The 21,646-nt window shown below is 58.8% G+C and carries 20 protein-coding genes, 2 pseudogenes and 1 CRISPR repeat array; of the genes and pseudogenes, 9 read left to right on the top strand and 13 right to left on the bottom strand.

Annotated elements, in window-relative coordinates; translation table 11 throughout:
* The first annotated feature begins 15 nt into the window (after positions 1 to 15).
* Complete coding sequence (gene csy3 / locus QMY55_RS16005; protein WP_283485158.1) at positions 16 to 1,032, top strand: type I-F CRISPR-associated protein Csy3; 1,017 nt, start codon at positions 16 to 18, stop codon at positions 1,030 to 1,032.
* 3 nt (positions 1,033 to 1,035) lie between these two features.
* Positions 1,036 to 1,611 carry a type I-F CRISPR-associated endoribonuclease Cas6/Csy4 gene (cas6f, locus tag QMY55_RS16000; RefSeq protein WP_283485157.1) on the top strand — a complete coding sequence of 192 codons (576 nt, stop codon included), beginning with the start codon at positions 1,036 to 1,038 and terminating at the stop codon, positions 1,609 to 1,611.
* Positions 1,612 to 1,741: 130 nt separating this feature from the next.
* Positions 1,742 to 3,451: a CRISPR direct-repeat array (repeat unit 28 nt; unit sequence GTTCGCTGCCGCACAGGCAGCTCAGAAA).
* Positions 3,452 to 3,475: 24 nt separating this feature from the next.
* Here the strand turns inward: cas6f and QMY55_RS15995 are convergent.
* The 3 genes from QMY55_RS15995 to QMY55_RS15985 all read right to left on the bottom strand — a co-directional run bounded on the left by QMY55_RS15995 (position 3,476) and on the right by QMY55_RS15985 (position 6,230).
* On the bottom strand, positions 3,476 to 4,552 hold the full coding sequence (locus tag QMY55_RS15995; protein ID WP_283485156.1) for a metallophosphoesterase: 1,077 nt from the start codon (positions 4,550 to 4,552) through the stop codon (positions 3,476 to 3,478).
* 222 nt (positions 4,553 to 4,774) lie between these two features.
* Positions 4,775 to 5,275: a dihydrofolate reductase gene (locus tag QMY55_RS15990; protein ID WP_283485155.1), complete on the bottom strand. Its 501-nt coding sequence runs from the start codon at positions 5,273 to 5,275 to the stop codon at positions 4,775 to 4,777.
* A 124-nt stretch (positions 5,276 to 5,399) separates the two neighbouring features.
* Complete coding sequence (locus tag QMY55_RS15985) at positions 5,400 to 6,230, bottom strand: thymidylate synthase (RefSeq protein ID WP_283485154.1); 831 nt, start codon at positions 6,228 to 6,230, stop codon at positions 5,400 to 5,402.
* Between the two features lie 245 nt (positions 6,231 to 6,475).
* Between QMY55_RS15985 and QMY55_RS15980 the strand changes: the two genes are divergently transcribed.
* Positions 6,476 to 7,072, top strand: a complete 597-nt coding sequence (locus tag QMY55_RS15980; RefSeq protein ID WP_283485153.1) for a hypothetical protein — start codon at positions 6,476 to 6,478, stop codon at positions 7,070 to 7,072.
* A gap of 124 nt (positions 7,073 to 7,196) precedes the next feature.
* Here the strand turns inward: QMY55_RS15980 and QMY55_RS15975 are convergent, their stop codons facing one another.
* The 3 genes from QMY55_RS15975 to QMY55_RS15965 form a co-directional block, all read right to left on the bottom strand.
* On the bottom strand, positions 7,197 to 8,084 hold the full coding sequence (locus QMY55_RS15975) for a sensor histidine kinase (protein WP_283485152.1): 888 nt from the start codon (positions 8,082 to 8,084) through the stop codon (positions 7,197 to 7,199).
* Between the two features lie 32 nt (positions 8,085 to 8,116).
* Entirely contained in the window at positions 8,117 to 8,881 is a 765-nt protein-coding gene (locus tag QMY55_RS15970; RefSeq protein ID WP_283485151.1) for a LuxR C-terminal-related transcriptional regulator, read from the bottom strand.
* 434 nt (positions 8,882 to 9,315) lie between these two features.
* Positions 9,316 to 9,567, bottom strand: a complete 252-nt coding sequence (locus QMY55_RS15965; protein ID WP_283489063.1) for a hypothetical protein — start codon at positions 9,565 to 9,567, stop codon at positions 9,316 to 9,318.
* Here QMY55_RS15965 and QMY55_RS15960 point away from each other — a divergent pair.
* The 3 genes from QMY55_RS15960 to QMY55_RS15950 all read left to right on the top strand — a co-directional run bounded on the left by QMY55_RS15960 (position 9,566) and on the right by QMY55_RS15950 (position 11,203).
* The gene (locus tag QMY55_RS15960) at positions 9,566 to 10,105 is read left to right on the top strand and encodes a hypothetical protein (protein ID WP_328517823.1); all 540 of its coding nucleotides are present in this window, start codon (positions 9,566 to 9,568) and stop codon (positions 10,103 to 10,105) included. The two genes, QMY55_RS15965 and QMY55_RS15960, sit on opposite strands and share 2 nt — an antisense overlap.
* Before the next feature lie 70 nt (positions 10,106 to 10,175).
* Complete coding sequence (locus tag QMY55_RS15955; protein WP_283485150.1) at positions 10,176 to 10,847, top strand: hypothetical protein; 672 nt, start codon at positions 10,176 to 10,178, stop codon at positions 10,845 to 10,847.
* 23 nt (positions 10,848 to 10,870) lie between these two features.
* Complete coding sequence (locus QMY55_RS15950; protein WP_283485149.1) at positions 10,871 to 11,203, top strand: hypothetical protein; 333 nt, start codon at positions 10,871 to 10,873, stop codon at positions 11,201 to 11,203.
* Positions 11,204 to 11,242: 39 nt separating this feature from the next.
* Here QMY55_RS15950 and QMY55_RS15945 read toward each other — a convergent pair.
* The 4 genes and pseudogenes from QMY55_RS15945 to QMY55_RS15930 form a co-directional block, all read right to left on the bottom strand.
* A pseudogene (locus QMY55_RS15945) lies at positions 11,243 to 12,238 on the bottom strand (IS3 family transposase); the annotation flags it as partial.
* A gap of 47 nt (positions 12,239 to 12,285) precedes the next feature.
* A protein-coding gene (locus tag QMY55_RS15940; protein WP_283485148.1) for an IS3 family transposase occupies positions 12,286 to 13,511 on the bottom strand; the annotation gives its coding sequence in 2 pieces (ribosomal slippage) (positions 12,286 to 13,172 and positions 13,172 to 13,511; 1,227 coding nt in all).
* A gap of 72 nt (positions 13,512 to 13,583) precedes the next feature.
* Positions 13,584 to 14,117: pseudogene (locus QMY55_RS15935) on the bottom strand (IS3 family transposase); the annotation flags it as partial.
* A gap of 164 nt (positions 14,118 to 14,281) precedes the next feature.
* A complete protein-coding gene (locus QMY55_RS15930) occupies positions 14,282 to 15,724 on the bottom strand; it encodes an FAD-binding oxidoreductase (protein WP_283485147.1) in 1,443 nt (480 codons plus the stop codon).
* A gap of 143 nt (positions 15,725 to 15,867) precedes the next feature.
* On the opposite strand from QMY55_RS15930, the gene QMY55_RS15925 reads away from it, so the two are divergent.
* On the top strand, positions 15,868 to 16,821 hold the full coding sequence (locus QMY55_RS15925) for a LysR family transcriptional regulator (protein WP_283485146.1): 954 nt from the start codon (positions 15,868 to 15,870) through the stop codon (positions 16,819 to 16,821).
* Here QMY55_RS15925 and QMY55_RS15920 read toward each other — a convergent pair.
* A complete protein-coding gene (locus tag QMY55_RS15920; RefSeq protein WP_328517820.1) occupies positions 16,808 to 17,287 on the bottom strand; it encodes a DUF2069 domain-containing protein in 480 nt (159 codons plus the stop codon). The genes QMY55_RS15925 and QMY55_RS15920 overlap by 14 nt on opposite strands.
* Positions 17,288 to 17,904: 617 nt before the next feature.
* Between QMY55_RS15920 and QMY55_RS15915 the strand changes: the two genes are divergently transcribed.
* The gene (locus QMY55_RS15915; RefSeq protein ID WP_283488982.1) at positions 17,905 to 19,125 is read left to right on the top strand and encodes a YihY family inner membrane protein; all 1,221 of its coding nucleotides are present in this window, start codon (positions 17,905 to 17,907) and stop codon (positions 19,123 to 19,125) included.
* Positions 19,126 to 19,248: 123 nt separating this feature from the next.
* Here QMY55_RS15915 and QMY55_RS15910 read toward each other — a convergent pair whose 3' ends face one another.
* Positions 19,249 to 19,596 (bottom strand): DUF962 domain-containing protein, encoded by a 348-nt coding sequence (locus QMY55_RS15910; RefSeq protein ID WP_283485144.1) that lies wholly within the window; start codon positions 19,594 to 19,596, stop codon positions 19,249 to 19,251.
* Positions 19,597 to 19,941: 345 nt separating this feature from the next.
* On the opposite strand from QMY55_RS15910, the gene QMY55_RS15905 reads away from it, so the two are divergent.
* Positions 19,942 to 20,757: an alpha/beta fold hydrolase gene (locus QMY55_RS15905; protein WP_283485143.1), complete on the top strand. Its 816-nt coding sequence runs from the start codon at positions 19,942 to 19,944 to the stop codon at positions 20,755 to 20,757.
* On the opposite strand, the gene QMY55_RS15900 is transcribed toward QMY55_RS15905, so the two are convergent.
* Positions 20,743 to 21,633, bottom strand: coding sequence for a PoNe immunity protein domain-containing protein (locus QMY55_RS15900; RefSeq protein WP_283485142.1), 891 nt, complete (start codon positions 21,631 to 21,633; stop codon positions 20,743 to 20,745). The genes QMY55_RS15905 and QMY55_RS15900 overlap by 15 nt on opposite strands.
* Positions 21,634 to 21,646: the final 13 nt, after the last annotated feature.

The following is a 21,646-nucleotide window of genomic DNA, read 5'->3' as shown; positions in this document are numbered from 1 at the left end:
CAAGGATTTATCACCATGTCGAATACTCTGAAAACCGCATCTGTCCTGGCTTTTGAGCGCAAGCTGGACCCTTCTGACGCTATCTTCCGCGCTGGCGATTGGGGTGACCGCGCTGCCGCCGCAAGTTGGCCCACCGTTTCCATCCGCGAAAAATCGGTACGCGGCACCATCAGCAACCGCTTGAAGGCCAAGGACCAGGACCCCGCCAAGCTGGATGCCGCGATTGAGAATCCCAACCTTCAAACCGTGGATGTGGCCGCTCTGCCTGCTGATGCAGACACGCTGAAAGTTCAGTTCACCTTGCGTGTGCTGGCTGGCGCTGGTATGCCGTCTGCCTGCAACAGCGCTGAATACCAGGCCAAGTTGCTGCAAACCGTGCAAGGCTATGTGCAGAAGTATGGCTTTTCAGAACTGGGCAACCGCTATGCCGCCAATCTGGCCAGCGGCCGCTTTCTGTGGCGCAACCGCCAGGGCGCAGAAGAGGTGCTGGTTGAAGTGGCCGTGCTGAAAGACGGCAAGGCCGATCAATCTTGGTCTTTTAAGGCTCTGGAGCACAGCATGCGAGCGCTGGATGCTATCGATTCTAAAGTACAAGAGTTGGGCGCCGTGATTGCCGAAGGCTTGGCGGGCAAGCGCCATGTGCTGCTGCAAATCACTGCTTTTGTGCGTGTGGGTGCTGGGCAGGAGGTATTCCCCTCGCAGGAGCTGATTCTGGACAAGGGCGCCAGCAAAAAGAGCAAGACCCTGTATGAGGTGGATCAAGTGGCTGCCATGCATTCGCAAAAAATCGGCAATGCCATCCGCACCATCGATACCTGGTATGAAGGCGCGGGTGAGTTGGGACCAATCGCCGTCGAGCCCTACGGCTCGGTCACCACGCAAGGCAAGGCCTACCGCCAGCCCAAGCAAAAGCTGGACTTCTATACCTTGCTGGATAACTGGCTGCTCAAAGACCAGGTGCCTGCCGTGGAACAGCAGCACTTTGTGATGGCGGTGCTGATCCGTGGCGGCGTGTTTGGCGATGCGAGCTAAAACATGACCACGCATTACATCGATATCACGCTGCTGCCCGATCCGGAGTTCAGCCATGCCCATTTGCTGGGCGCGCTGATGGCCAAGTTGCACCGTGCATTGGTGCAACTCAAGGCCAGCGACATTGGCGTGAGCTTTCCGCAGCATGTGAATACGCCGCTTTCCAGGCGAACATTGGGCGCAGTGCTGCGATTGCACGGTGTCTCAGGCGCGCTGGACGAGTTGATGGGGCAGGAATGGCTCAAAGGCATGCGTGATCATGTGCAGGTTTCGACGCTCGGTTCGGTTCCTATCGACGCCAAGCATCGCTTGGTGCAGCGCCGCCAGTTCAAAACCAGCGCCGACCGCCTGCGCCGCCGTCGCATGACCCGCAAGGGCGAAACTGCGGAGCAAGCCGCTGCGGCCATTCCAGACACGGTGGAGCGCAAGCCTAATCTGCCTTTTGCGCAACTGCGCAGCAGCAGTACAGGCCAACCGTTCTGCCTATTTGTGGACCATGGTGCGCTGCAGATTGAAGGTACAGATGGCAGTTTCAATACCTATGGTTTGAGCCTGGGGGGCTCCATTCCGTGGTTTTGACCCTTTTTCTGGGGCTTGCTATTGCCTCTTGAAAAATCAATAACTTAGCTCCATCCATAAGAATTGGGGTGTTGGGCTAGTTGTGCTATTTGTTCTTTAAAAATCAAATAGTTGGAGGATTTGCAATCCAGTTCGCTGCCGCACAGGCAGCTCAGAAAACCGCCGTAGCCGCCAGCACCGCCAGCAGCAAGTTCGCTGCCGCACAGGCAGCTCAGAAAATGAGGGTTTCGGAAAACAAAGCTCGTTGGCAGTTCGCTGCCGCACAGGCAGCTCAGAAATGAAACAGAGCAAGGCCTGGCCCTGCTCGAATGTTCGCTGCCGCACAGGCAGCTCAGAAAGATGCACAGGCGTGGGGTTCATCGAGTTGAGCGTTCGCTGCCGCACAGGCAGCTCAGAAAAGCCTCAGCGCCTCTGGTTGTTGTGCTTGGGTGTTCGCTGCCGCACAGGCAGCTCAGAAAACTGCGTCGGTGATTAGGCCCAGAGTATCGCCGTTCGCTGCCGCACAGGCAGCTCAGAAAGCCACAAAACGGCCTGCAGAGAAGCTGATGGATGTTCGCTGCCGCACAGGCAGCTCAGAAAATGGGAAGGCGTGCCGGGCCATGAGCCGCCACGTTCGCTGCCGCACAGGCAGCTCAGAAAACAAGCAGCAGGCTGCGGCCTGACGTCCAACCGTTCGCTGCCGCACAGGCAGCTCAGAAAAAGACCCACAAGGTCTGCACAACATGCAAGACGTTCGCTGCCGCACAGGCAGCTCAGAAAGGTTCGCTGAGAGAGGCGTAACGCTGCCCTCGGTTCGCTGCCGCACAGGCAGCTCAGAAATGTGCTCGGCCTGACAGACTCGTATCTCAAAAAGTTCGCTGCCGCACAGGCAGCTCAGAAATGGAATTCTTCCCCGCTGGCTCCGGCGCTGGCGTTCGCTGCCGCACAGGCAGCTCAGAAATGCCTGACCTGCAGCGCCAATGCAGACGGCCTGTTCGCTGCCGCACAGGCAGCTCAGAAAAACCTGCCTGCAGTCACAGAAGACGTTTCCGCGTTCGCTGCCGCACAGGCAGCTCAGAAATGACCAATGGAGCGATTGTGCTTATAAAGTCCGTTCGCTGCCGCACAGGCAGCTCAGAAATCGCAGCACGCTGCCTTGATCTTGGCGTCAATGTTCGCTGCCGCACAGGCAGCTCAGAAAAGCGATCTTCACACTGGAGTGCTTGAGCTGAGGTTCGCTGCCGCACAGGCAGCTCAGAAAAGCGCAAGCTGTCGGAGATCACCGAAACCGTCGTTCGCTGCCGCACAGGCAGCTCAGAAAACCAAAATCGCCCTTTGTTGCGGTGTGACCGGGTTCGCTGCCGCACAGGCAGCTCAGAAAAAACTTCGCGTGAGCGTTGTTCATGCCAGCATGTTCGCTGCCGCACAGGCAGCTCAGAAATGGTGACGCTCTACCAGACCACGCTGCAGCAGGTTCACTGCCGCACAGGCAGCTCAGAAATTGGTCGCCCTTATCCCCCTTGTCTCCCTTGCGTTCGCTGCCGCACAGGCAGCTCAGAAATGTCGGGCAGCGCTCTGCTTCTTCAGCCAGTCGTTCGCTGCCGCACAGGCAGCTCAGAAAGCAATGGTGCTGCCTCGATTGCCGCCACCTCCGTTCGCTGCCGCACAGGCAGCTCAGAAATTCAGACCCAAAGCTACGGTTTCGGTGATCTCGTTCGCTGCCGCACAGGCAGCTCAGAAATTGATGCTAGACGTGAATCCATCAAGAGATTTGTTCGCTGCCGCACAGGCAGCTCAGAAATTTACGTCAGCTCGATCTTGACAGTCTTGATCATTCACTGCAGCACAGGCAGCTCAAAAAAGAAACAATGCGGGGCGCGTTTATTCAGCCGTATGAATCGTCCCCAAACCTCTCTGACATGGCCTGGGTGCCATCATCGAACACCAGCACTCGTTCGGGCCAGCGCATGGCTGCCAGCTTGCTGCGTTCGCTGGGATCCTCGCCGCGCAGGCGGTTGAGCCAGCGGGCACCGACGGAGAAGTCCACGCAAAACACATTGTTGCGCTGACCGTGCCACGACAGGGGTGGGGTGCTGCCGAACAGGTTCTCAAATTGCGAACCATGCGCAGGTGCATCGCTGGGGCGCAGGCGGCGCCAGTAATGGCCGACGATGACTGCGGGTGCTTCGGTGTATTCATTCCACCAGGCCACGCGTTCCACAAAGCGCCATTTCCCGCCGGCGTAGAAGGGGCGGCGACATTCGCGCTCCACGCCGGTGGTGAGCACTTTCAGTGGGTTGACCATGGCTTTGGCCAGTTCGCGTTCGCTGTGGGCGGGCAGAAAGGGAGGCTCGTAGCGAAGGTCTTCCAGGCTATGGGGCCAGTTGCGATCCTCCTCGCGCATGCGCTGGGCGACACGGTTGATGATTGCTCGCTCGGCGGCAATCTGCTCGAAATGGTCGTAGGAGCGGCGGGCGCTGCCGGCTGGCAGCTCACGCGCCATGGCTATCTGGATGGGCAGCCAGGCCGCGTGAACCACGCGCAGGTCTTCGCGCTCCAGAGCCACGGGCAGCCGGTTGAGGGTTTGCAGCATGTCCGGAATTTCGGCCTCGGGCATGCGGGCAAAGGGCGCGTATTTGGGTTGGTCTGCCTCTGCACGGCTGTCGAAAAACCAGCCGGAGCCATCCTTGGCATCTTCGCGCAGCAGGTTGATTTCGTGGTTGCCCAATACGGCATGTGCGTTGCCGGAGGCCAGCATGCGACCGACCAGGCCCAGCACGGAGGGGCTGTCCGGCCCGCGGTCGCAGAAATCACCCACGAAGACCAGATGCCGTCCTTCGGGGTGTTGGCCTTCGTGGTCATAGCCCAGATGGGCCAGCAACTGAACCAGCGCATCGTATTCGCCGTGGATGTCTCCCACGATGTCGAGGGCGCCGGAGGGTAGAGGCTGGACTAGGCTCATGGTTGAGGGCAATGCGGGCAAACAATGATTTGAGGATGGGCGGTGCAGGAGCTGGTAGCAGACGGGTGTGACAGTTGTTTGTCACACAGGTTCATTGTTGCAATGCAGCATGCGGACTGCAAGAGGGAAACTGTCCCCCTGCGGACTGTCGGCGTGTCAGCCTGCACCACAGATGTCTTGAGGTGCAAGCTTCTGTGTGCGGGGTCAGTGCTGGCAGTTCATTCAAGCATGCTCAAAGCGCGTAAAGCTGTAGGGCAGGCCCTTGGCCGAGACATGTTCGCTGCGGCGCACAGCCTTCCAGTCGGCGCCCAGTTCGGGGGCAAAGGCATCGCCTTCATAGTCGCAGCCGATTTCGGTCACTTCGACGGCGTCGGCCAGTGGCAGTGCCTGGGCATAGATCTGTGCTCCACCGATGACCCAGACATCCTGCGATAGCTTTTGTCCTAGCTCCAGTGCAGCCTCCAGACTGGTTGCGCGCACGACCTGGTCGGAGGCAGGCTCGGGTTGCCAGCCATCCTGGCGCGTGACGACGATATTGGTACGGCCGGGCAGAGGGCGAAAGCGTGGCGGCAGCGAGTCCCAGGTCTTGCGGCCCATGATGACGGCGCAGCCATGGGTCAGTTCCTTGAAGTGGGCCATGTCTTCCGGCAGATGCCAGGGCATGGTGTTGTCCTTGCCAATGACTCCGTTGGCGGCTCGGGCATAGATGAGTTGTATGGCCATAGCTATCAATAAAGAAGCTGCTGGCGCTTTTTATTCATAAGTTTCATGGGTTAATGATGTTGAAACCTATTGAAATCAAGCGCAAGCAGCTTTGATTTTTATAGTGAACAGATGGGTTGCAAGCTTAAACCGCCACAGTTGCCTTGATGCCCGCATGGTGCTGATAGTCCAGCACTTCGAAGTCTTCGTATTCGTAGCCGAAGATGGAGTCGGGCTTGCGTTTGATATTCAGCGTCGGATAGGCGAAGGGCTGGCGTGCCAGCTGGGTCTGCACTTGCTCGAAGTGGTTGTTGTAGATGTGGCAGTCGCCGCCGGTCCAGATGAAGTCACCAACGTGAAGGTCGCATTGCTGGGCCAGCATATGGGTCAGCAGCGCATAGCTGGCGATGTTGAAGGGCACGCCCAGGAAAATGTCTGCACTGCGCTGGTAGAGCTGGCAGCTGAGCTTGCCGTCGGCCACATAGAACTGGAAGAAGGAGTGGCAGGGCATCAGAGCCATCTGGTCCAGCTCGGCCACGTTCCAGGCGCTGACGATGATGCGGCGGCTGTCGGGGCTGCTCTTGAGCTGTTTGACGACCTCGGCAATCTGGTCGATGTGCGTGCCGTCGGCCTTGGGCCAGCTGCGCCACTGCACGCCGTACACGGGGCCCAGATCGCCGGTTTCCTTGTCGGCCCACTCGTCCCAGATGGTGCAGCCGCGTTCCTGCAACCATTTGACATTGCTGTCGCCACGCAGAAACCACAGCAATTCAAGAATGATGGACTTCAGATGCACTTTTTTGGTGGTAACCAGGGGAAAGCCTTCGTTGAGGTTGAAGCGCATCTGATAGCCGAACACGCTGCGCGTACCTGTGCCTGTGCGATCGGTCTTGGATGCGCCATGCTCGAATACATGGCGCATAAAGGTTTCGTACTGGCAACGCACGGGGCGCAGGGCGGAAGTGGTGGAGTTCATGGTGCGAAAAGCGTGCAAAGGCATGCAAAGACTGGCTGTGCCGGGCAGCGTACACAAGGCGCCGCTGCTCTTGAAGAGGGCGGGCCCGTAGGGCCGCGAGATAGCCGAAGTGTGCCATGGGCCAGGGTATGCCGGTTTGGTCTCCGTCAATGACCCGCCGAGCTGTCCTGTCAGAGTAAAACGGGCAGCTGTTGTCTGCACAATCTCACTGAAAGCAAGTGAGCTGAAACAAGGAGTGTGAGTTCATGTCACGTAATCTTTTTAACGTCGCAGCCCTGGCACTGGCGGCTGCAGCCCTGCTGGCGGCCTGCGATAAAACCAAGTCACCGTCTCCGACCACCGCACCTGCAGCGGATGCCGCCGCAGCCATGCCACATGCAGAGGCCAAGGTTGAGGAGCCTGCAGCCACGGCGCAGGTTCAGGCCTCCAGCTTCGAGATCAAGCAGGTCAATGTTCTGCATGTGACCAAGGAAGGCGAAGAGGGTCTGAGCAGCCTCACAGGCCTGAAAGGTAAATATCGCTGGGATGGTGTGGACTATCTGAAAGAGGGTGTGCTGGCGCAGCGACTCAAGACGCTGCTCGGTGACCAATATGAAACCGTGCTCAAGAACCTGGAGACGGTCGGTCCGCTGGAAGCACAAGACGGCGAGCTGTACGTATTCGGTAATCGCCAGCACCAGGGGGGCGAGGAGTCTGCGGCCATCGTGATCAACCCCGAACGTAACGGTCTGCGTATCTGGTTGCTGAGTGCTGGCCAGCAAACGGTGTTCACCGATGTGGATGGAGAAGCAATCCGCTGGCCGGAATCGGTGCAGACCTTGATCAAAAATCAGGTGGGTTGATCGTTGCGGAAGGCCTAAAGGTCACTGAATGGATGGTGACGCGGCAGGCCTTGAACGAGCAGAAAAGAGAAGCAATCCCTGCAGGTAGGTGCAGGGCCTGCTTCTCTTTTCATAGGGGCTTGTGCTATGGTTTGAGTGACTCCCTCAGCTCACGCTGGCGCCAGCGTATCAAGACCTGGGTGCCGCCATCTTGCCGAGCTTGTATTTGCAGGTCGGCGCCAATATGGGCCATGCGATGAAACATATTCTTGATACCTTGGCCCGCTTGAGATGCATCTGCCAAAACCTGTTGCAGATTGAAGCCCTTGCCGTTGTCTTCAATGCATAGATACCAGTCCCAGTCAGGGTTTGAAGAATTTTCACATTTGTCTGGCTGAAGGGTGACCCATATCTCACTGGCTTGAGAATGCTCCACGATATTGCTGATGCTGGTTTGAAATACCTTCAATATCTGATGGGCGATTTGTCCCCGTGGCAAGGACAAAGAGGTGAGGGGACCTACTTGCAATTCGGGGTTGCTGACGGACCAGTGCAATTCAAGGCCCTTGCGTGTGAGAGTGGGTGTGAGTCTGTGACGCAGCTTGGCCATTTGGGTGGCCAGATTGTCATCTGCGGAATCGATGGAGTCGACGATCAGCCTTAAATCCACGAGAGACTGTTCCAGGAGTTCTCGGGCGGGATGAGGGGAAAAAGGGGGCTGGGCTTCCAGCAAGGTCAGGGCTTGCAGCAATTGCAGGCCCAAGGTGTCATGCAGTTCCGCCGCAATTCGAGCGCGCTCTTTGCGCACCTCTTCGGATATTTCTTCTGCCTGATGCTGCAGCGGAGGGCTCAGCTTGGTAAGCGATAGCAAAATTTGTAGCGACAGAGTGAATCCAATCGTCGCTAGCGTCAAAATAATGACAATAAGTATATATTTATTTTTCCGATCGAATAATAAATACCAAGACAGCAGGATCGCTGACTGCATCAGTATGAAAAGGTACGGCCATTTCCTGCCGCTTTGCGAAGTCATAAGACCTTCTGTATATTTTCTCTGGCATTGAATTAAAGTATCCCTCGCAATGAGGCGGTTCTTACTGCATGTGCTTTTGAGTGAACCTGCAATTTTTGGTAAATATTTTTAATATGCGTTGATACAGTTCCTATGCTTATTTTTAGCGATGATGAAATTTCAGGATTGCTATATCCGCAAGCAATAAGCTGGATGATTTCTACTTCTCTGCATGATAATTTTTCTTCTTCATTGAAATTATTTGTCTTGCTAGTCGGCAAAGGTGTGCTCTGTAATTTTTCCAGTATTTTTTTTGCCAAACATGGAGTAATGGATGCACCTCCATTGGCAACTTGGAGCACTGCTTGGGAGTAACCTCCGAACCATGAGTTTTTCAGCAGAAAACCTTGGGCACCGTGTGAGAATGCCTGAAATACCCTGTCTTCTCTCTCTGTGATGGAGACCACAATACTTAATACATGCGGCATTTTTTCATTGACCAAGTCCAGCAAATCTATTCCATCGCCATCCCCCAGATTTAAATCAACCAGTAAAACATCAAAGGATTGGGTGGAAATATTCTTTCTGGCTTCTCTGAGGCTGCCGGCTTGTCCTACAAGCAGGGTTCGCTGATCGCTCATGAGGTCTTGTGCGATGACGCGCCGGATGTGGATGTCATCGTCAACCACAAATGTTTTTACCGGCCTGTCTTTTTGACCAACCATGTTCTCGGGCCACATCTGTACGTTGGCAGGCGGCAGGGCATCACTTGAGACAAAGAGATTTCCCGCTTTGATAGATAGTGAACTTGAAAACATGTTTGCACTCCATTCGCAAGAATCGCGGAATATGTTGAGGTTTTTTTGTGGAAATCCTGTGTAGTAAAAAATCCCTATGAAATGTCAAAAAATGTCTTTTTAAAAAGTAAACATAAATTGTATGGATTGAAATATAAAAAAATCTATTGGCGTTTATTAACTGTTAGGTTTATTTTTAAATCTTTTTTGATACTGCATTTATTTCTTTAAGTAAACAAATTTACATTTTTAAACGTCGAATATCCAATTGTCAGAAATTGCAAATTCCATAGCATGAAATGCATCTGATTCAAGGATTTTTCTTTTGTTTCGTCCTCCGGGGGCCGTCGGGGAAGTGGAGATGACTGCGGTATTTCTGTTTTTTTCGCCCGTGGGGACACTGGCGCTGACCGGTTACAGCTCCAGCGTTCCACGGGCTCTGAGGCTGCTGACGGTTACGGATGGGATGGCGAGCAACCGATATGCAAGCCGCCTGTTGCCTTAACTTTCTCAGAAGTCTGAGAGCTGGCTTTCAAAGGGACGATCATGAAAAAATCTCTGATTGGTATGGCTGTGATTGCTTTGGCAGGCGTGGCTTCGGCTGCGGCTAGCGGTTCCAGCATTGCAGCAACGTCGACGTCGACAAACGCCTCCTCTGCCACGGGGTCTACAGCTTCCAGCTCAGGCAACGGAAGTGCGCTCAGCATGAACAGCGCAACTTCTGGCGCAACGGCTACCGCAGCAGGTGGCGGTGCTGCAGGTGCCATACCAGGCTTTGCTGCAGGCGGAGCGGCCGTCAGCGGCAGCGCCAAGACCACAGGCACGGTCCAGAGTCTTGCCGTGACCTCAGGTAACGGCAATGCAGCAGGCGGCGCAGTTACCGGTGCTAACGCAAACTCCGGCGCCAGCGCTGGTTACGCTGCCAGCGCTCCTGGTGCTTCTGTCAGTGGCGGAGCAGCCGGTCAGGCACATTCGACGACCAATAACGCCGCTGCAACAGCAGCAGGCCCTGGCGGTGGTGTGGCTTATGTGACCAATACCTCGGGCACCAACTCCGGCTACAACGCATCGTCCGGGGCTATCTCGGGACCTGGCGGTACCGCGACCGGCACCAGTTCGACGGCTGGTTCTACTGGTAGCAGCGTTTATCAGAATGCCTTTGTGTCCGGCAATGCTGCTGGTTGGGGCAACGGTGGCGGAACCTCCGGCTCTGCTTCTGCGGGCTCGACTGCCAACGCCCACTGAGTCTGATTCCATCGCAGCAGTGTCAACCCGGACTTCATCCTGGTGAAGTCCGGGAGTCAAGGAGGTCGCTATGAAAGCCTTACTCGGTTTGCTAGGAGTGGTTGTCGCTGTGAACAGCATGGCGCAGTCTACGGACAGCAACTCCCAGAGTTCTGCAAACACTTCTGCGGTGAATCAGCAATCGATCACCTTTGTCACACCGCCCGAAAGCCGCTCTGCCCAGTCCGTTGACAGCCGCTCGACCGTCACAACCAATGGCACGACAACGCAGAACATCAACTACGCGACCAGCGGGACGTCCAAGAATATTGTGGAATACACCGGCACCTACACGATGAAGAACGTGCCCAGTGTGAATGGCCCCAACCTGACCACCAGCAATGACACCTGCATGGGCAGTACCAGTGGCAGTGCCAACGGGCCTGGTTTCGGTATCAGTGTCGGATCCACCTGGAGTGACGAACATTGCCAGCGTCTGAAAATGAGCCGGGAGCTTTGGAACAAAGGTATGAAGGCTGCCTCCCTGGCTATGGATTGCATGGATCCGGCAGCTCGGGTCGCGTTGGAGATCACGGGTACCAAGTGTCCGCAGTCCATGACAGCTGATGAGCGCCGCAACAACTATGGGCCCGATGCATCGCCTCAGGCTGCCTATATTCCTCCGGCTCCCAAGGGGGCGCTTGACGAGGTTTCGGTGGTTGATAACAACACACAGCCCGCCTCCGTGCTGTATCCCAACTGAGAGCGGGATATCAGGAGGCTGTCATGTACAAATCACTTATTTGGATGGCCATGGCTGCAAGTTGTCTGAGCGCCTTGGCTGCCGCACCCCCTGTGGTGAAGAATGCACCGTTGAGCATCGAGCGCAAACTGTTGGGTAGTGGTGAGCAAGGGCAGCAGGGCGTTGAGCAGGCGCAGCCAGTGGGCGATTTCGGCGTCTGGCATGTGCCGCAGTACATGCCTGGCTATCCCACATCTGCGACGATCTGGCCGCGGGTCATTACCGTCAGATGCAGAAACCAGCAGTGCGAGGGGTATTCGATCACCCCGGACATGGGACCTGGCGAGTACCTGTTCTTTGTACCCTCGGAAGATTGAAGTGTGTTGATTTGGGGATGCGGCATAAATCTTGGACGGTTATGCAGCGATCCCGAGGGCCCTGCGGTACTCAACAGGGCTCCGCGCCCCTAACGAGATCTTGATCCGTTGCTCGTTGTACCAACGGATGTACGCGTCCAGAGCTTGCGTGAACTGCTCAATGCTCGTGGTTTGCCAGTCGCGGGCATAAAACAATTCGTTTTTGAGCCGCCCGAAGAAGCCTTCACAGGCCGCATTGTCCGGTGAGTACCCCTTACGTGACATCGAGCGCACTAACTTGGCATCAGCGATGCGTGACAACCATCCTGGCCAGCGATAGTGGGCGCCACGGTCTGAGTGAACCACAGGTTGCACTTCGCTGTCATTGAGCTTGGCGATCGCGGCATCAAGCATCGTGTTAACCAGTTCAGCGTCGGGGCGTGTTCCCATAGACCAGCTCACCACCATTCCATTGAAGCAATCGATCATGGGAGAGAGGTAGACTTTGCCGGCGGGCAGTTGGAACTCCGAGATGTCGGTCAGCCACTTCTGGTTAGGTGCAGTGGCATTGAAGTTACGGTTCAGCAAGTTCTCAGGCGCAGGGCTGATCTCTCCCAAGTAGGAGCCGTAGCGGCGTCGTTTGGGCGCAGCGGCCACCAGCCCTTCCTGCTTCATCAGGCGCCGGACCACCTTCTCCGAGATCCACACGCATTGCCTGACCAGTGAGGCCTGGATGCGACGGTAGCCATAGCAGCCATGATTGCGCTCGAAGATGTCCGTGATCGTTCGGCGCACCGCGACATACTTTTCGTCAGCGTTGAGCCGCGCTCGATGGTAGAAGTACGAGCTGTGAGCCAGGACTAGCGAGGTGAGCAACTCGGCAAGCGAGTACGCATGGCGCAGGGCATCAACCAGAAGTGTCTTCTCACGATTGCTCAAGAGATGAAGGTCGATGCCCTGGTTCTTTTTTAGGAGCTCGTTCGCCTTCTTCAATAACTCCTGTTCTAACTGCAACCGTCTCACTTCGCGGCGTAGTGTCTGGAGTTGCTGCTCCAAGTGGGTGGAGTGCTCCCCGTATTTGAGGACAGGAACCCTCACGTAATTTAACGGGTTGCCATGCCCTTTCGGCGGAACTCGCGTGGCGAGTGATACCGCAGGGCGCTATGGGAATGGTGCTCGTTGTAGTGCTCGAAGGCGATGGCCAGGTTGCCAATGGCTGTGCGGGCATCGGGCTTGGACATGAAGTTCACATAGTCACGCTTCATAGTCCTGACGAACGACTCTGCCATCCCATTGCTCTGGGGACTACTCACTGGCGTGTTCACCGGCTCCAGGCCCACATCGCGGGCGAAGCTGCGGGTCAACGCGGCCGTGTAGGCTGAACCATTGTCCGAGAGCCATTGGATGGGCCTATCTGGCAGTGCATTGCCGAAGCGCCGCTCCACGGCAGCCAGCATCACGTCGCGCACATCGTCACCCGTGTAGCCTTCTGTGGAGGCCACCCAGCTCATCGCCTCGCGGTCGCAGCAGTCCAGCGCAAACGTCGTGCGCACGGCCTCGCCGTTGTCACAGCGGAACTCGAAGCCGTCCGAACACCAGCGCTGGTTGCTTGCCTCCACCGAGACTCGCCCATGATGGCGGCGCTGTGCACGCACCGCAGGGGCTCGGCGTTGCAACAGCAAGCCGTGCGTGCGCATGACCCGGTAGACCCGCTTGTGGTTGACCGCAGGCAGCCCTTGGCAGGCCCGCTCGCGCCGTAGCAGCGCCCAGGCCCGGCGGTAGCCGTAGCTGGGCAGGTTCTCGATGGCCGAGCGCAGTTGCTCCACCAGGCCCAGATCATCGTTTTGGCGACGCTGGCGACCATCGGTCCAATCACTGCTGCGCAGCCGTCGCTTGACAGCCGCTGAGCGCGCCACGCCGAGAACATCACAGACCCGTTTCATTGGGTGTCCCCCGGCAGCAAGGGCGAGCGCGCAAGATAGTTTTTTGCGCGCCCCCACTCAACGGCCTCCTTGAGGATCTCGGCCTCCATGGTTTTCTTGCCCAGCAGGCGCTGCAACTCTCGGATCTGGCGCATGGCATCGGCCAACTGAGCCGCAGGCACCGTGCTCTCGCCCGCGGCCACCGGCATCAGCTCTCCCTGTTGGTGCAGCTTGCGCCACAGGAACAACTGGTTCGCGTTGACGCCGTGCTGACGGGCCACCAGCGACACGCTGTAGCGGGGTTCATAGCTTTGCTGGACCATCGCCAGCTTCTCCTGCGGCGACCAGCGGCGGCGCTTCTGTGGCCCCAGGACCTCTACGTTCGTTCGATTTTTAGGACTAGGCATAAATACAGTCACAAGACTACCTCTTAGGTTAAGAGGGTTTGCCTGTCCTCAGATCAATGGGGCTGCTCCATGCTGCTCCAAGTGGGACAGCTCCGAACCCGTTGAAGAATCATTGAAGCGCTTCATCGATACGAGAGCCTCTGGCCCCAATAGTTCATTGCGCCAGTTGTACAGCGTCTCCCGACACACGCCAACGTCGTCAGCAATGGCTTGGACGCTTCCTTGGCGTGTGCACAGTGCGAGCACCGCAGCGTGCTTTTGCTCGTTCGACGAGGCTCCAAGCGGGCGTGGCCGAGCCCGGGGATTGAGCTCTTGAACCCAAGCGTGAAGTGAGGCCCTCCCGGGATAGCCAAGAGCCTTGATTGTGAAAGCCACGCAGCGCCCGTGCGTCAGATAGTGTTCGACGGCCCGAGCCTTTTGCTCAGCAGTGAACTTCGGCGGGCGAACAACCGCTGTCTTCAAGGCTCGACCCTGCTCGTACTCGCGGTGCCAGCTCTTGAGCGAATTCTTGGTGGGATAGCCCAACTGTTGAAGGGTTGCCGCGACTCGTTTGCCTAGCTGGATGTAGAGCGTCACCGCGCGGATTCGATCTTCGTATGAATACATGAACTACCTCTCAGTAGTCCAAGATTTCATCCGCATCCCCCTAGCCCCCGGCAGGTCAGTTTTGCGTGGAAATTAACATTGAAGTGGTTCAAGACTTCTTCCGTAAAAAAAGCCCTGTAGGTTGAACCTGCAGGGCTTTGCTTTTTCAAGGCCTGTCCCGGGCTTTAGGCACGGGACAGAATCACGCCGGGGTTCATGATGCCCTGCGGGTCCAGAGCCTGCTTGATGGCGCGCATCATCTGCAGGGCAACGGGAGACTGGTATTTTTCGAGCTTGTCCGTCTTGAGCGCGCCCACGCCATGCTCGGCCGAGAACGAGCCGCCGAAGGCGTCCACGGCCTCATAGACCAGGTGGTTGACCAGGGCCTCCTTGTCGCGCAGAAAGGCCTTGCCGTCCTCGCCTTCGGGCACCTGCACGTTGTAGTGCAGATTGCCGTCGCCCAGATGGCCGAAGTTGACCAGACGCACGCCGGGAATCTCGCGCTTGAGCACGGCATCGGCATGCTCGACAAAAGCGGGAATGCGCGAGGCGGCGACCGAGATATCGTGCTTGATGTTCAGGCCTTCCTCGGCCTGGGCCAGGGGAATGCTCTCGCGGATATGCCAGAGGTCGTGGGCCTGGGTCAGGTTCTCCGCCACCACGGCGTTGACTACGCAGCCGTCTTCAAAGGCCAGCTCCAGCAAATGTTCGAAGCGCAGGCGCGCATGCTGTTCGGACTCGCTGTCGCTGTTCTCCAGCAGCACGCAATAGGGGGCTTCGTCGCCCATGTCGGCCCCCTTTTCGGTGAAGGGCACGCGCAGCTGCGGCATATGCTTGACGACCAGGCTTAGCGCAAACTGGCCCATGACTTCAAAGCCCGTCAGCCCCGCACCCAGATGCTGGTGCGCCAGGCCCAGCAGGCGCACGGCGGCTTCCATGGAGGGCACGGCGGCAAAGGCCGTGAGCTGGGCGGCGGGTTGCGGGAACAGCTTCATGGTGGCGGCGGTGATGATGCCCAGCGTGCCTTCGCTGCCTATGAACAGATCGCGCAGGTCGTAGCCGGTGTTGTCCTTGCGCAGGCCTTTGAGACCGTCCCAGATCTCGCCCTGGGGCGTCACCACTTCGAGGCCCAGGCAGAGCTCGCGCGTATTGCCGTAGCGCACCACCTGCGTGCCGCCGGCGTTGGTGCCCAGATTGCCGCCAATCGTGCAGCTGCCTTCGGCGGCCAGCGACAGCGGGAACAGCAGTCCTTGCTGGTCTGCCAGTTCCTGCAGGTTCTGCAGAATGCAGCCGGCCTCGATGGTGAAGGTCAGATTGTCCTTGTCGATATGGCGCACGGCATTCAGGCGCGTGAGACTGAGCACGATCTGCTGGCCCGTCTGATCAGGCGTGGAGCCTACCGAGAGGCCGGTGTTGCCGCCCTGAGGCACGACCTGCACGCCGGCAGCGGCACAGGCCTTGATCACGCCGGCCACCTCGGCCGTGTTGCCGGGGCGCACCACTGCCAGGGACTTGCCGTGTACGCGCTTGCGCCAGTCCTGCTCGTAGGCGGTCAGATCGCCGTCGGTCAGCACATGGGTGGTGCCCACAATCTGGCGCAGGGATTCAAGCAAAGCGGTGGAAGTCATGGCAAGCAGGCCGCAGCAGGGGCGGCAGAGAAGGAAAACAGGCGGAAATCCTAAGCCAGGCACAGGGGCGCAGCCGGAAAACCATGAAGCCGCAAGCGTAGAGCATGGCAGACTACGGGACAATTGAAATAAATTGCTTAGTTATGCCGGTTTTTCCGAACAATATCAGCCTGCGCCAGCTGCGCGCCTTTGACGAGGTGGCGCGCCAGGGGGCGTTTGCCCCTGCGGCCCGCGAGCTGTGCCTGACTCAGTCGGCCCTGTCCGAATCCATTCGGCAGCTGGAGGATGCCCTGGGCCTGCGGCTGTTTGACCGCACAACGCGCACCGTGGGGCTGACGGCTGCCGGCCAGGCCTTTTTGCTCGATGTGCGCCAGGCCTTCGAGACGCTGGAACAGGGCTTCCAGAACCTCGGCGATCTGGCAGCATTGCGCCGGGGCAAGGTCCGCATTGCTGCCGCTCCGTCGGTGCTGGCCGTGTTGCTGCTGCCGGTGCTGCCGGCCTTGCGGGCCCGGCATCCGGGCATCGAAGTCGACCTCATCGAGGACAGTGCCGAAGGCATCGCCCAGCGGGTGCAGGCCGGCAGCGTGGATTTCGGCGTGGGCGCGGCGCATCCTGCCGGCGGCGATTTGCTGACCCAGCCGCTGATCAGCGATGCCATGGGACTGGTGGCCAGGCTCGATGAGCCCTTGCTGCAGGCGGGGTGGCTGACGGTGGCCGATCTGGCCCAGCTGCCTCATCTGGCTTTTGTGGGCCTGACCACCGACACCGCCATCAGCCAGCTGCTGGCTTCGGCACCGGGCATGCCGCAGAACCTGCTGCAGACACCGCTGCGCCTGTCCAATCCGCAATTGCTGTTCGAGGCCGTGAGCCTGGGTCTGGGGGTCAGCATTGTTCCGGCGTTGACGGCGCGTCACCCTTCGCTGGGCCTGCAGGGCAATCTGGGCTTTCGCCTGCTGGACGAGCCGCGCATCCTGCGCCGTACGCAGCTGATTCAGCGCCCGCGCCGCGCGCTGTCGCCGGCCGCGCAGTTGTTGTTTGATGCGCTGGCGGCGCAGGTGCAGACGCTGGCGCAGTTCGAAGGCATCACGCCTGATTGAGTCGGGCTGCCCTGGCGGCACGCTGGCGCAGGCGCACATGGGCTGCGCAGGCGATGAAGAGCAGCGCGCAAAGCGCAACCTCTCCCAGCGCCAGCCAGCGGCTGGGCGCGGCATCGCTCCAGGCCCGCACCACGCCCTCGGTAAAGTAGATCCACACCAGCAGGCTCAACCAGCGATAGGTGTACATGCGGCGCTTGAGCAGACCGATCACGCCAAACGCCAGCGGCAGGGCCTTGAGATAGAGCAGCGTGCCGCCGCTGCGCACGGGCGCCAGCCACAGTTCCCAGGCCACGCACAGCGCAATCAGCGCAAGCAGGCTGCCTACGGCCAGCCAACGGGTGGTAGCCACATCGGAGCCAGGCTGCCGGATTGGTGAGGAAGTGTTTTCAGCAGTGTGGGGCGAGAGGGCGTCGGTCATAGCAGTGGCATCATATCGACCATGGCAGCCCCCTTTGAATCCGGACATTTTCTTTTCAGTTCTGTGCTTGATTTTGCGCAGTTCTGCCGCCTCTTTTCTCGAATGGAAGGAGTGCGAGCATGAAGAAGAATGAGCGAGCCGGCTTCTGGGCAGCATTGGAAGGCGGTCAGCGAGCTCCCAGGCCCTTGCCGCAAGAGCTGAGCGGGACCGAGCATGCCGAGCCAGCAGAAGCGCATGTTTCCCGTGCCTCCCATCCAGCGACAGAGCCGGAACTGCGGCAGGAGCCGCGCCTTGATATGCCTGCCATGGAGAGCATGGCAGCAGAGTCCGGCTCGGTCGCAACAGACCCAGGGTCTGCCCCCGCTCCAGCGCCTTCTCCTGTGGCATCGCCTGCAGCGGCGTTCAGCCAGGCAGGCCAGTCCTGGAGTGGCTATTCGGCACCCAACAAGCCTCAAACCAAGGTGCAGCAAGCGCAGGATGCTTCTGCTTCGGGAGCAGATGCAGCATCTTCTGCTACACCTGCAAGCAGGCCGCCCATGGACAAGGCCAGACATCTGGCGGCAGCCTGCAAGGATTGGGCTGCGCGCGTACCTGCCCCCAGATTGCCGAGCAAGCAGGAGCTGCGCGATCAGTTCCGGCGCAAAAGCCACCGAGCGCGTCAGCGCATGCAGACCTTCCCCTGGCGCAATACCGCGCAGGTGCTGCATGAACGTTTCAAGGAAGACCGGCTGGGCGTGACGGCCAGCAGCCTGACCTTTACCTCGCTGCTGGCGCTGGTGCCGTTTTTCACTGTGGCCCTGGCCTTGTTCACGGCATTCCCGATCTTTGGCAAGGCGCAGAAAGTGCTGGAGCGCTGGTTGATGGACAGCCTGATTCCCGAGACCATTGCGCGCCAGGTGCTGGGCTATCTCACCCAGTTTGCGTCCAAGGCCAGCCAGCTGGGCCTGGTGGGTTTTTCGATTCTGATCGTCACTGCCGTGGCACTGATCCTCACCATAGACCGTACGCTCAACAATATCTGGCGTGTGCGGCAACTGCGGCCGCTGGGCCAGCGCGTGCTGATCTACTGGGCGGCCATCACGCTGGGCCCGCTGGTGCTGGGTCTGAGCCTGGTGCTTTCGTCCTATGTGATGTCGGCCTCCAAGGGCTTGGTCAATGCCCTGCCGGAAAGCCTGCGCTTTGTCTTTGACTCCATCGAGTTCATGGTGCTGGCTGCCGGCATGGCCGGGCTCTACCACTACGTGCCCAATACGCCTGTGCGATGGCGCCATGCCTGGGTGGGCGGCTTGTTTGTGGCCGTGTTCATGGAAGTGGCCAAGAAGGCGCTGGGCCTGTACCTATCGTCCGTGCCCACGTACTCGGTGATTTATGGCGCGTTTGCCACCTTGCCTATCTTGCTGATCTGGATGTATGTGGCCTGGAGCATTGTGTTGCTGGGAGCGCTGGTCACGGCCTATCTGCCCACGGTGCTGAGCGGCGTGGAGCGCTTGACTGGCCATCGCGGCTGGCAGTTCGAGCTGGCCGTGGAAGTGCTGCAATGCCTGGCCGTGGAGCGCAACCTGCCGCACAAGGGGCTGTTTGTGCGCCAGTTGTCACGCCGCTTGCGCATCGAGGCAGCCCAGATTCAGCCCGTGCTGCAGTCGCTGGCCAAGCTGGACTGGGTGGGCGCGGTACAGCCGCCCGATGCCTATGCGTCTTTGGAGAGCACGGAGCCGCGCTATGTGCTGCTGGTGGATCCGCACACCACCTTGGTCGAGCCCTTGGTGCAGGCCTTGCTGCTGGCTCCCTCGCAAGCGACTGAGCCGCTATGGCAGCGCGCACAGATTCACACGATGACGCTGGCCGAGTTGATCGCTGCCCCGGTTGCAGATATTCATAGAGTTTAATGATTGAGCTTGAACTCTATGACTATCCTGCTGGTTTGGTTCGAGCCATAGTTCCAGTGGCTTGTGGTGGTACGCCCAGCCGGTCTACCTGCCGTGAGCCTGAATGCATGCGGCGCGACGGCGCTACATCTTGATGCGGCCCAGCAAGATGTCGCGCCACATCATCCAGTCGCCCATAAAGCTGTAGAGAGGGCGTTTGAAGCTGGCGGGCCTGTTCTTTTCGAAGCCGAAATGGCCGATCCAGGCAAAGGCATAGCCGCAGATCAGCCCGGCCAGCAGATACCACCAGTTGCCGGTGACAAACAGCATCAGCAGGAATATCAGCGAAAGGCTGGTGCCAATGAAGTGCAGGCGCCTGCAGGTGGAGTTGCTGTGCTCGCCCAGATAGAAAGGGTAGAACTCGGCAAAGCTTTTGAACTGGCTCGGGTCTGTGGCTGTGCCTTGCAGCGAGGAGCTTGTGGTCTCTGACATGGCAGAACCTCTTGCTGTTGCAGTACTTTTTTATACCGCTGCGGGAGGTTTCGAGCCAGCGGGTAAGTGCTCCCTGCGGTGGGGCGGATTGGTGCGGGTCGCGTGCAGGACAGGTAACGGCATCGCGCAGGCTACAGAATCTGCCGACCATGATGCAGATGCGGCCAGATTTTTCTGCGGCTGGCACTGTTGCAGCATGGGGTGCTACTTTCGTATGACTTACGCAAATTCGGATCAGGCATGGCGTTTCGTCGATAGAAATGCTCGTAGTGCATCCTGGTTTGCGTAAGTCCTGTTTCGTTTGCCAGCGCTGTTCTCTTGTCCATCCTTGTCAGATTGCTGCCCATGTCCGACCAAGCTTCCTGCATCAGCACCACAGTCACCGCCCGTGACACACGCGTTGCCACTCCCGATGGTGCGCTCTACGTCAAGCGCTGGCAGCCGCAGCCCGCTGAAGGCAAGGCGCCTATTGTGCTCATGCATGACTCCCTGGGCAGCGTGGCGCTGTGGCGGGATTTTCCCCAGCAGCTGGCCGCAGCGACAGGGCGCGAGGTGATTGCCTATGACCGCCTTGGCTTTGGTCATTCCGATGCCAACCCGCGCCAGTTGTTGCCCGACTTTGTGGAGAACGAAGTGAAAGCGGGCTTTACGCCCATCCACCAGGCACTGGGTATCGGTGATTTTGTGCTGCTCGGTCATAGCGTGGGTGGAGGCATGGCCTGCATGACTGCCGCGGCCTATCCCCGGCATTGCAAGGCCTTGATCACCGAGTCGGCGCAGAGCTTTGTGGAGGACCGCACCCTCAACGGCATCAGTGAGGCGCGTGACAACTTTGCCAAGCCCGGCCAGCTCGATCGCCTGTCGCGCTACCACGGCGACAAGGCGGCCTGGGTGCTGTCGGCCTGGGTGGACACCTGGCTCAGCGAGCCTTTTGCGCATTACCGGCTGGATACCGCCTTGAAGCAGGTGCATTGCCCGGTGCTGGCCATTCATGGCGAACTCGATGAGTTTGGTTCCCTGGTCCATCCGGAGAACATCAGCGCCTGGTCCCAGGGGCCGTCGGAGGTGGAGATCATTGCCGGAGGCGGCCATGTACCGCACCGCGAACTGCCAGAGCGCATCACAGGCCGAATTACCCGCTTTCTTTCAGATATCCCCTGACTCGGCGGTCTGCGCGATGCGCTGGCGCGCATAGTCCACCAGCTGGGCGGGATAGTGTGCGTCGGCGCGCAAGGCGCTGTCGTCCCAGCCGTAAAGCACGGCCAGCGCACCTACTTCCAGCGCCCAATAGCCGGTCCCCAGCCATTTGCCGCCTTTTTTCTGCTGCTTGGGCGAGAGCTTGTGGAACTCCTGGTACTGGGTTTGCAGATAGGACAGCAGCGGGTCAGGCAGGGCTTCGAGCTGTTCGAAAAAAGGCTTCATGGCGCCGTATGGGCGTTTGTGGAAAAGCTCCTCGCTGACCTGCTGCAACTGCAGGCCGCCTGCGCACAGATAATCCAGCAACTGGTCGGTATCGAAGGCCAGCACATGCTCATCAAGCGTCGGCACGTCGTCCTGTGCATCCAGCAGTGTGGCCAGTGACAGCAGGGTCACGGCAATAGGGTAATCGTCAGTGCGCGTGTTGATGGGCGCAGCGACGCCATAGTCCGCGCCGGTTTCCTGCGCCATGCTGGCGCGCGCATGTTCGGCCACCGAGGCCGTATCAATCCACAGCGCGGCTACTTGCTGATAGATGGGACGCAGCACATCGCCGCTCAGGCCCAGGTCAATGCCATAGATCAGCAGCCAGCGCGCCTGCTCGCCCACTTCCTTCCATTTCCAGTAGTTTTCCAGCGCGGCATGTGCCTTGAAGTCCTGGGGGGCTTGATAGCTATCGCTGCCGGCAAAGCGCTTGAGCGCGCTCAGTGCCTCCTTCCAGTCGGCTTTTTTGTCGCTCAGATGGAGATTGCGCCGGGGCTGCAGACCGTTCAGTGAAATCTTGGCCCATTCGGCGCAGGCGTCAGCCAGTTGGCCGTGGTGCTGGAAGGTTTGGCTCATGGCCCAAGCTTAA

Origin of the sequence: Comamonas resistens (genome assembly GCF_030064165.1) — a bacterium.
Classification (GTDB): Bacteria; Pseudomonadota; Gammaproteobacteria; order Burkholderiales; family Burkholderiaceae_C; genus Comamonas; species Comamonas resistens.
The sequence above is the reverse complement of the archived record's forward strand: the minus strand, read 5'-3'. Positions and strand labels throughout refer to the sequence as shown.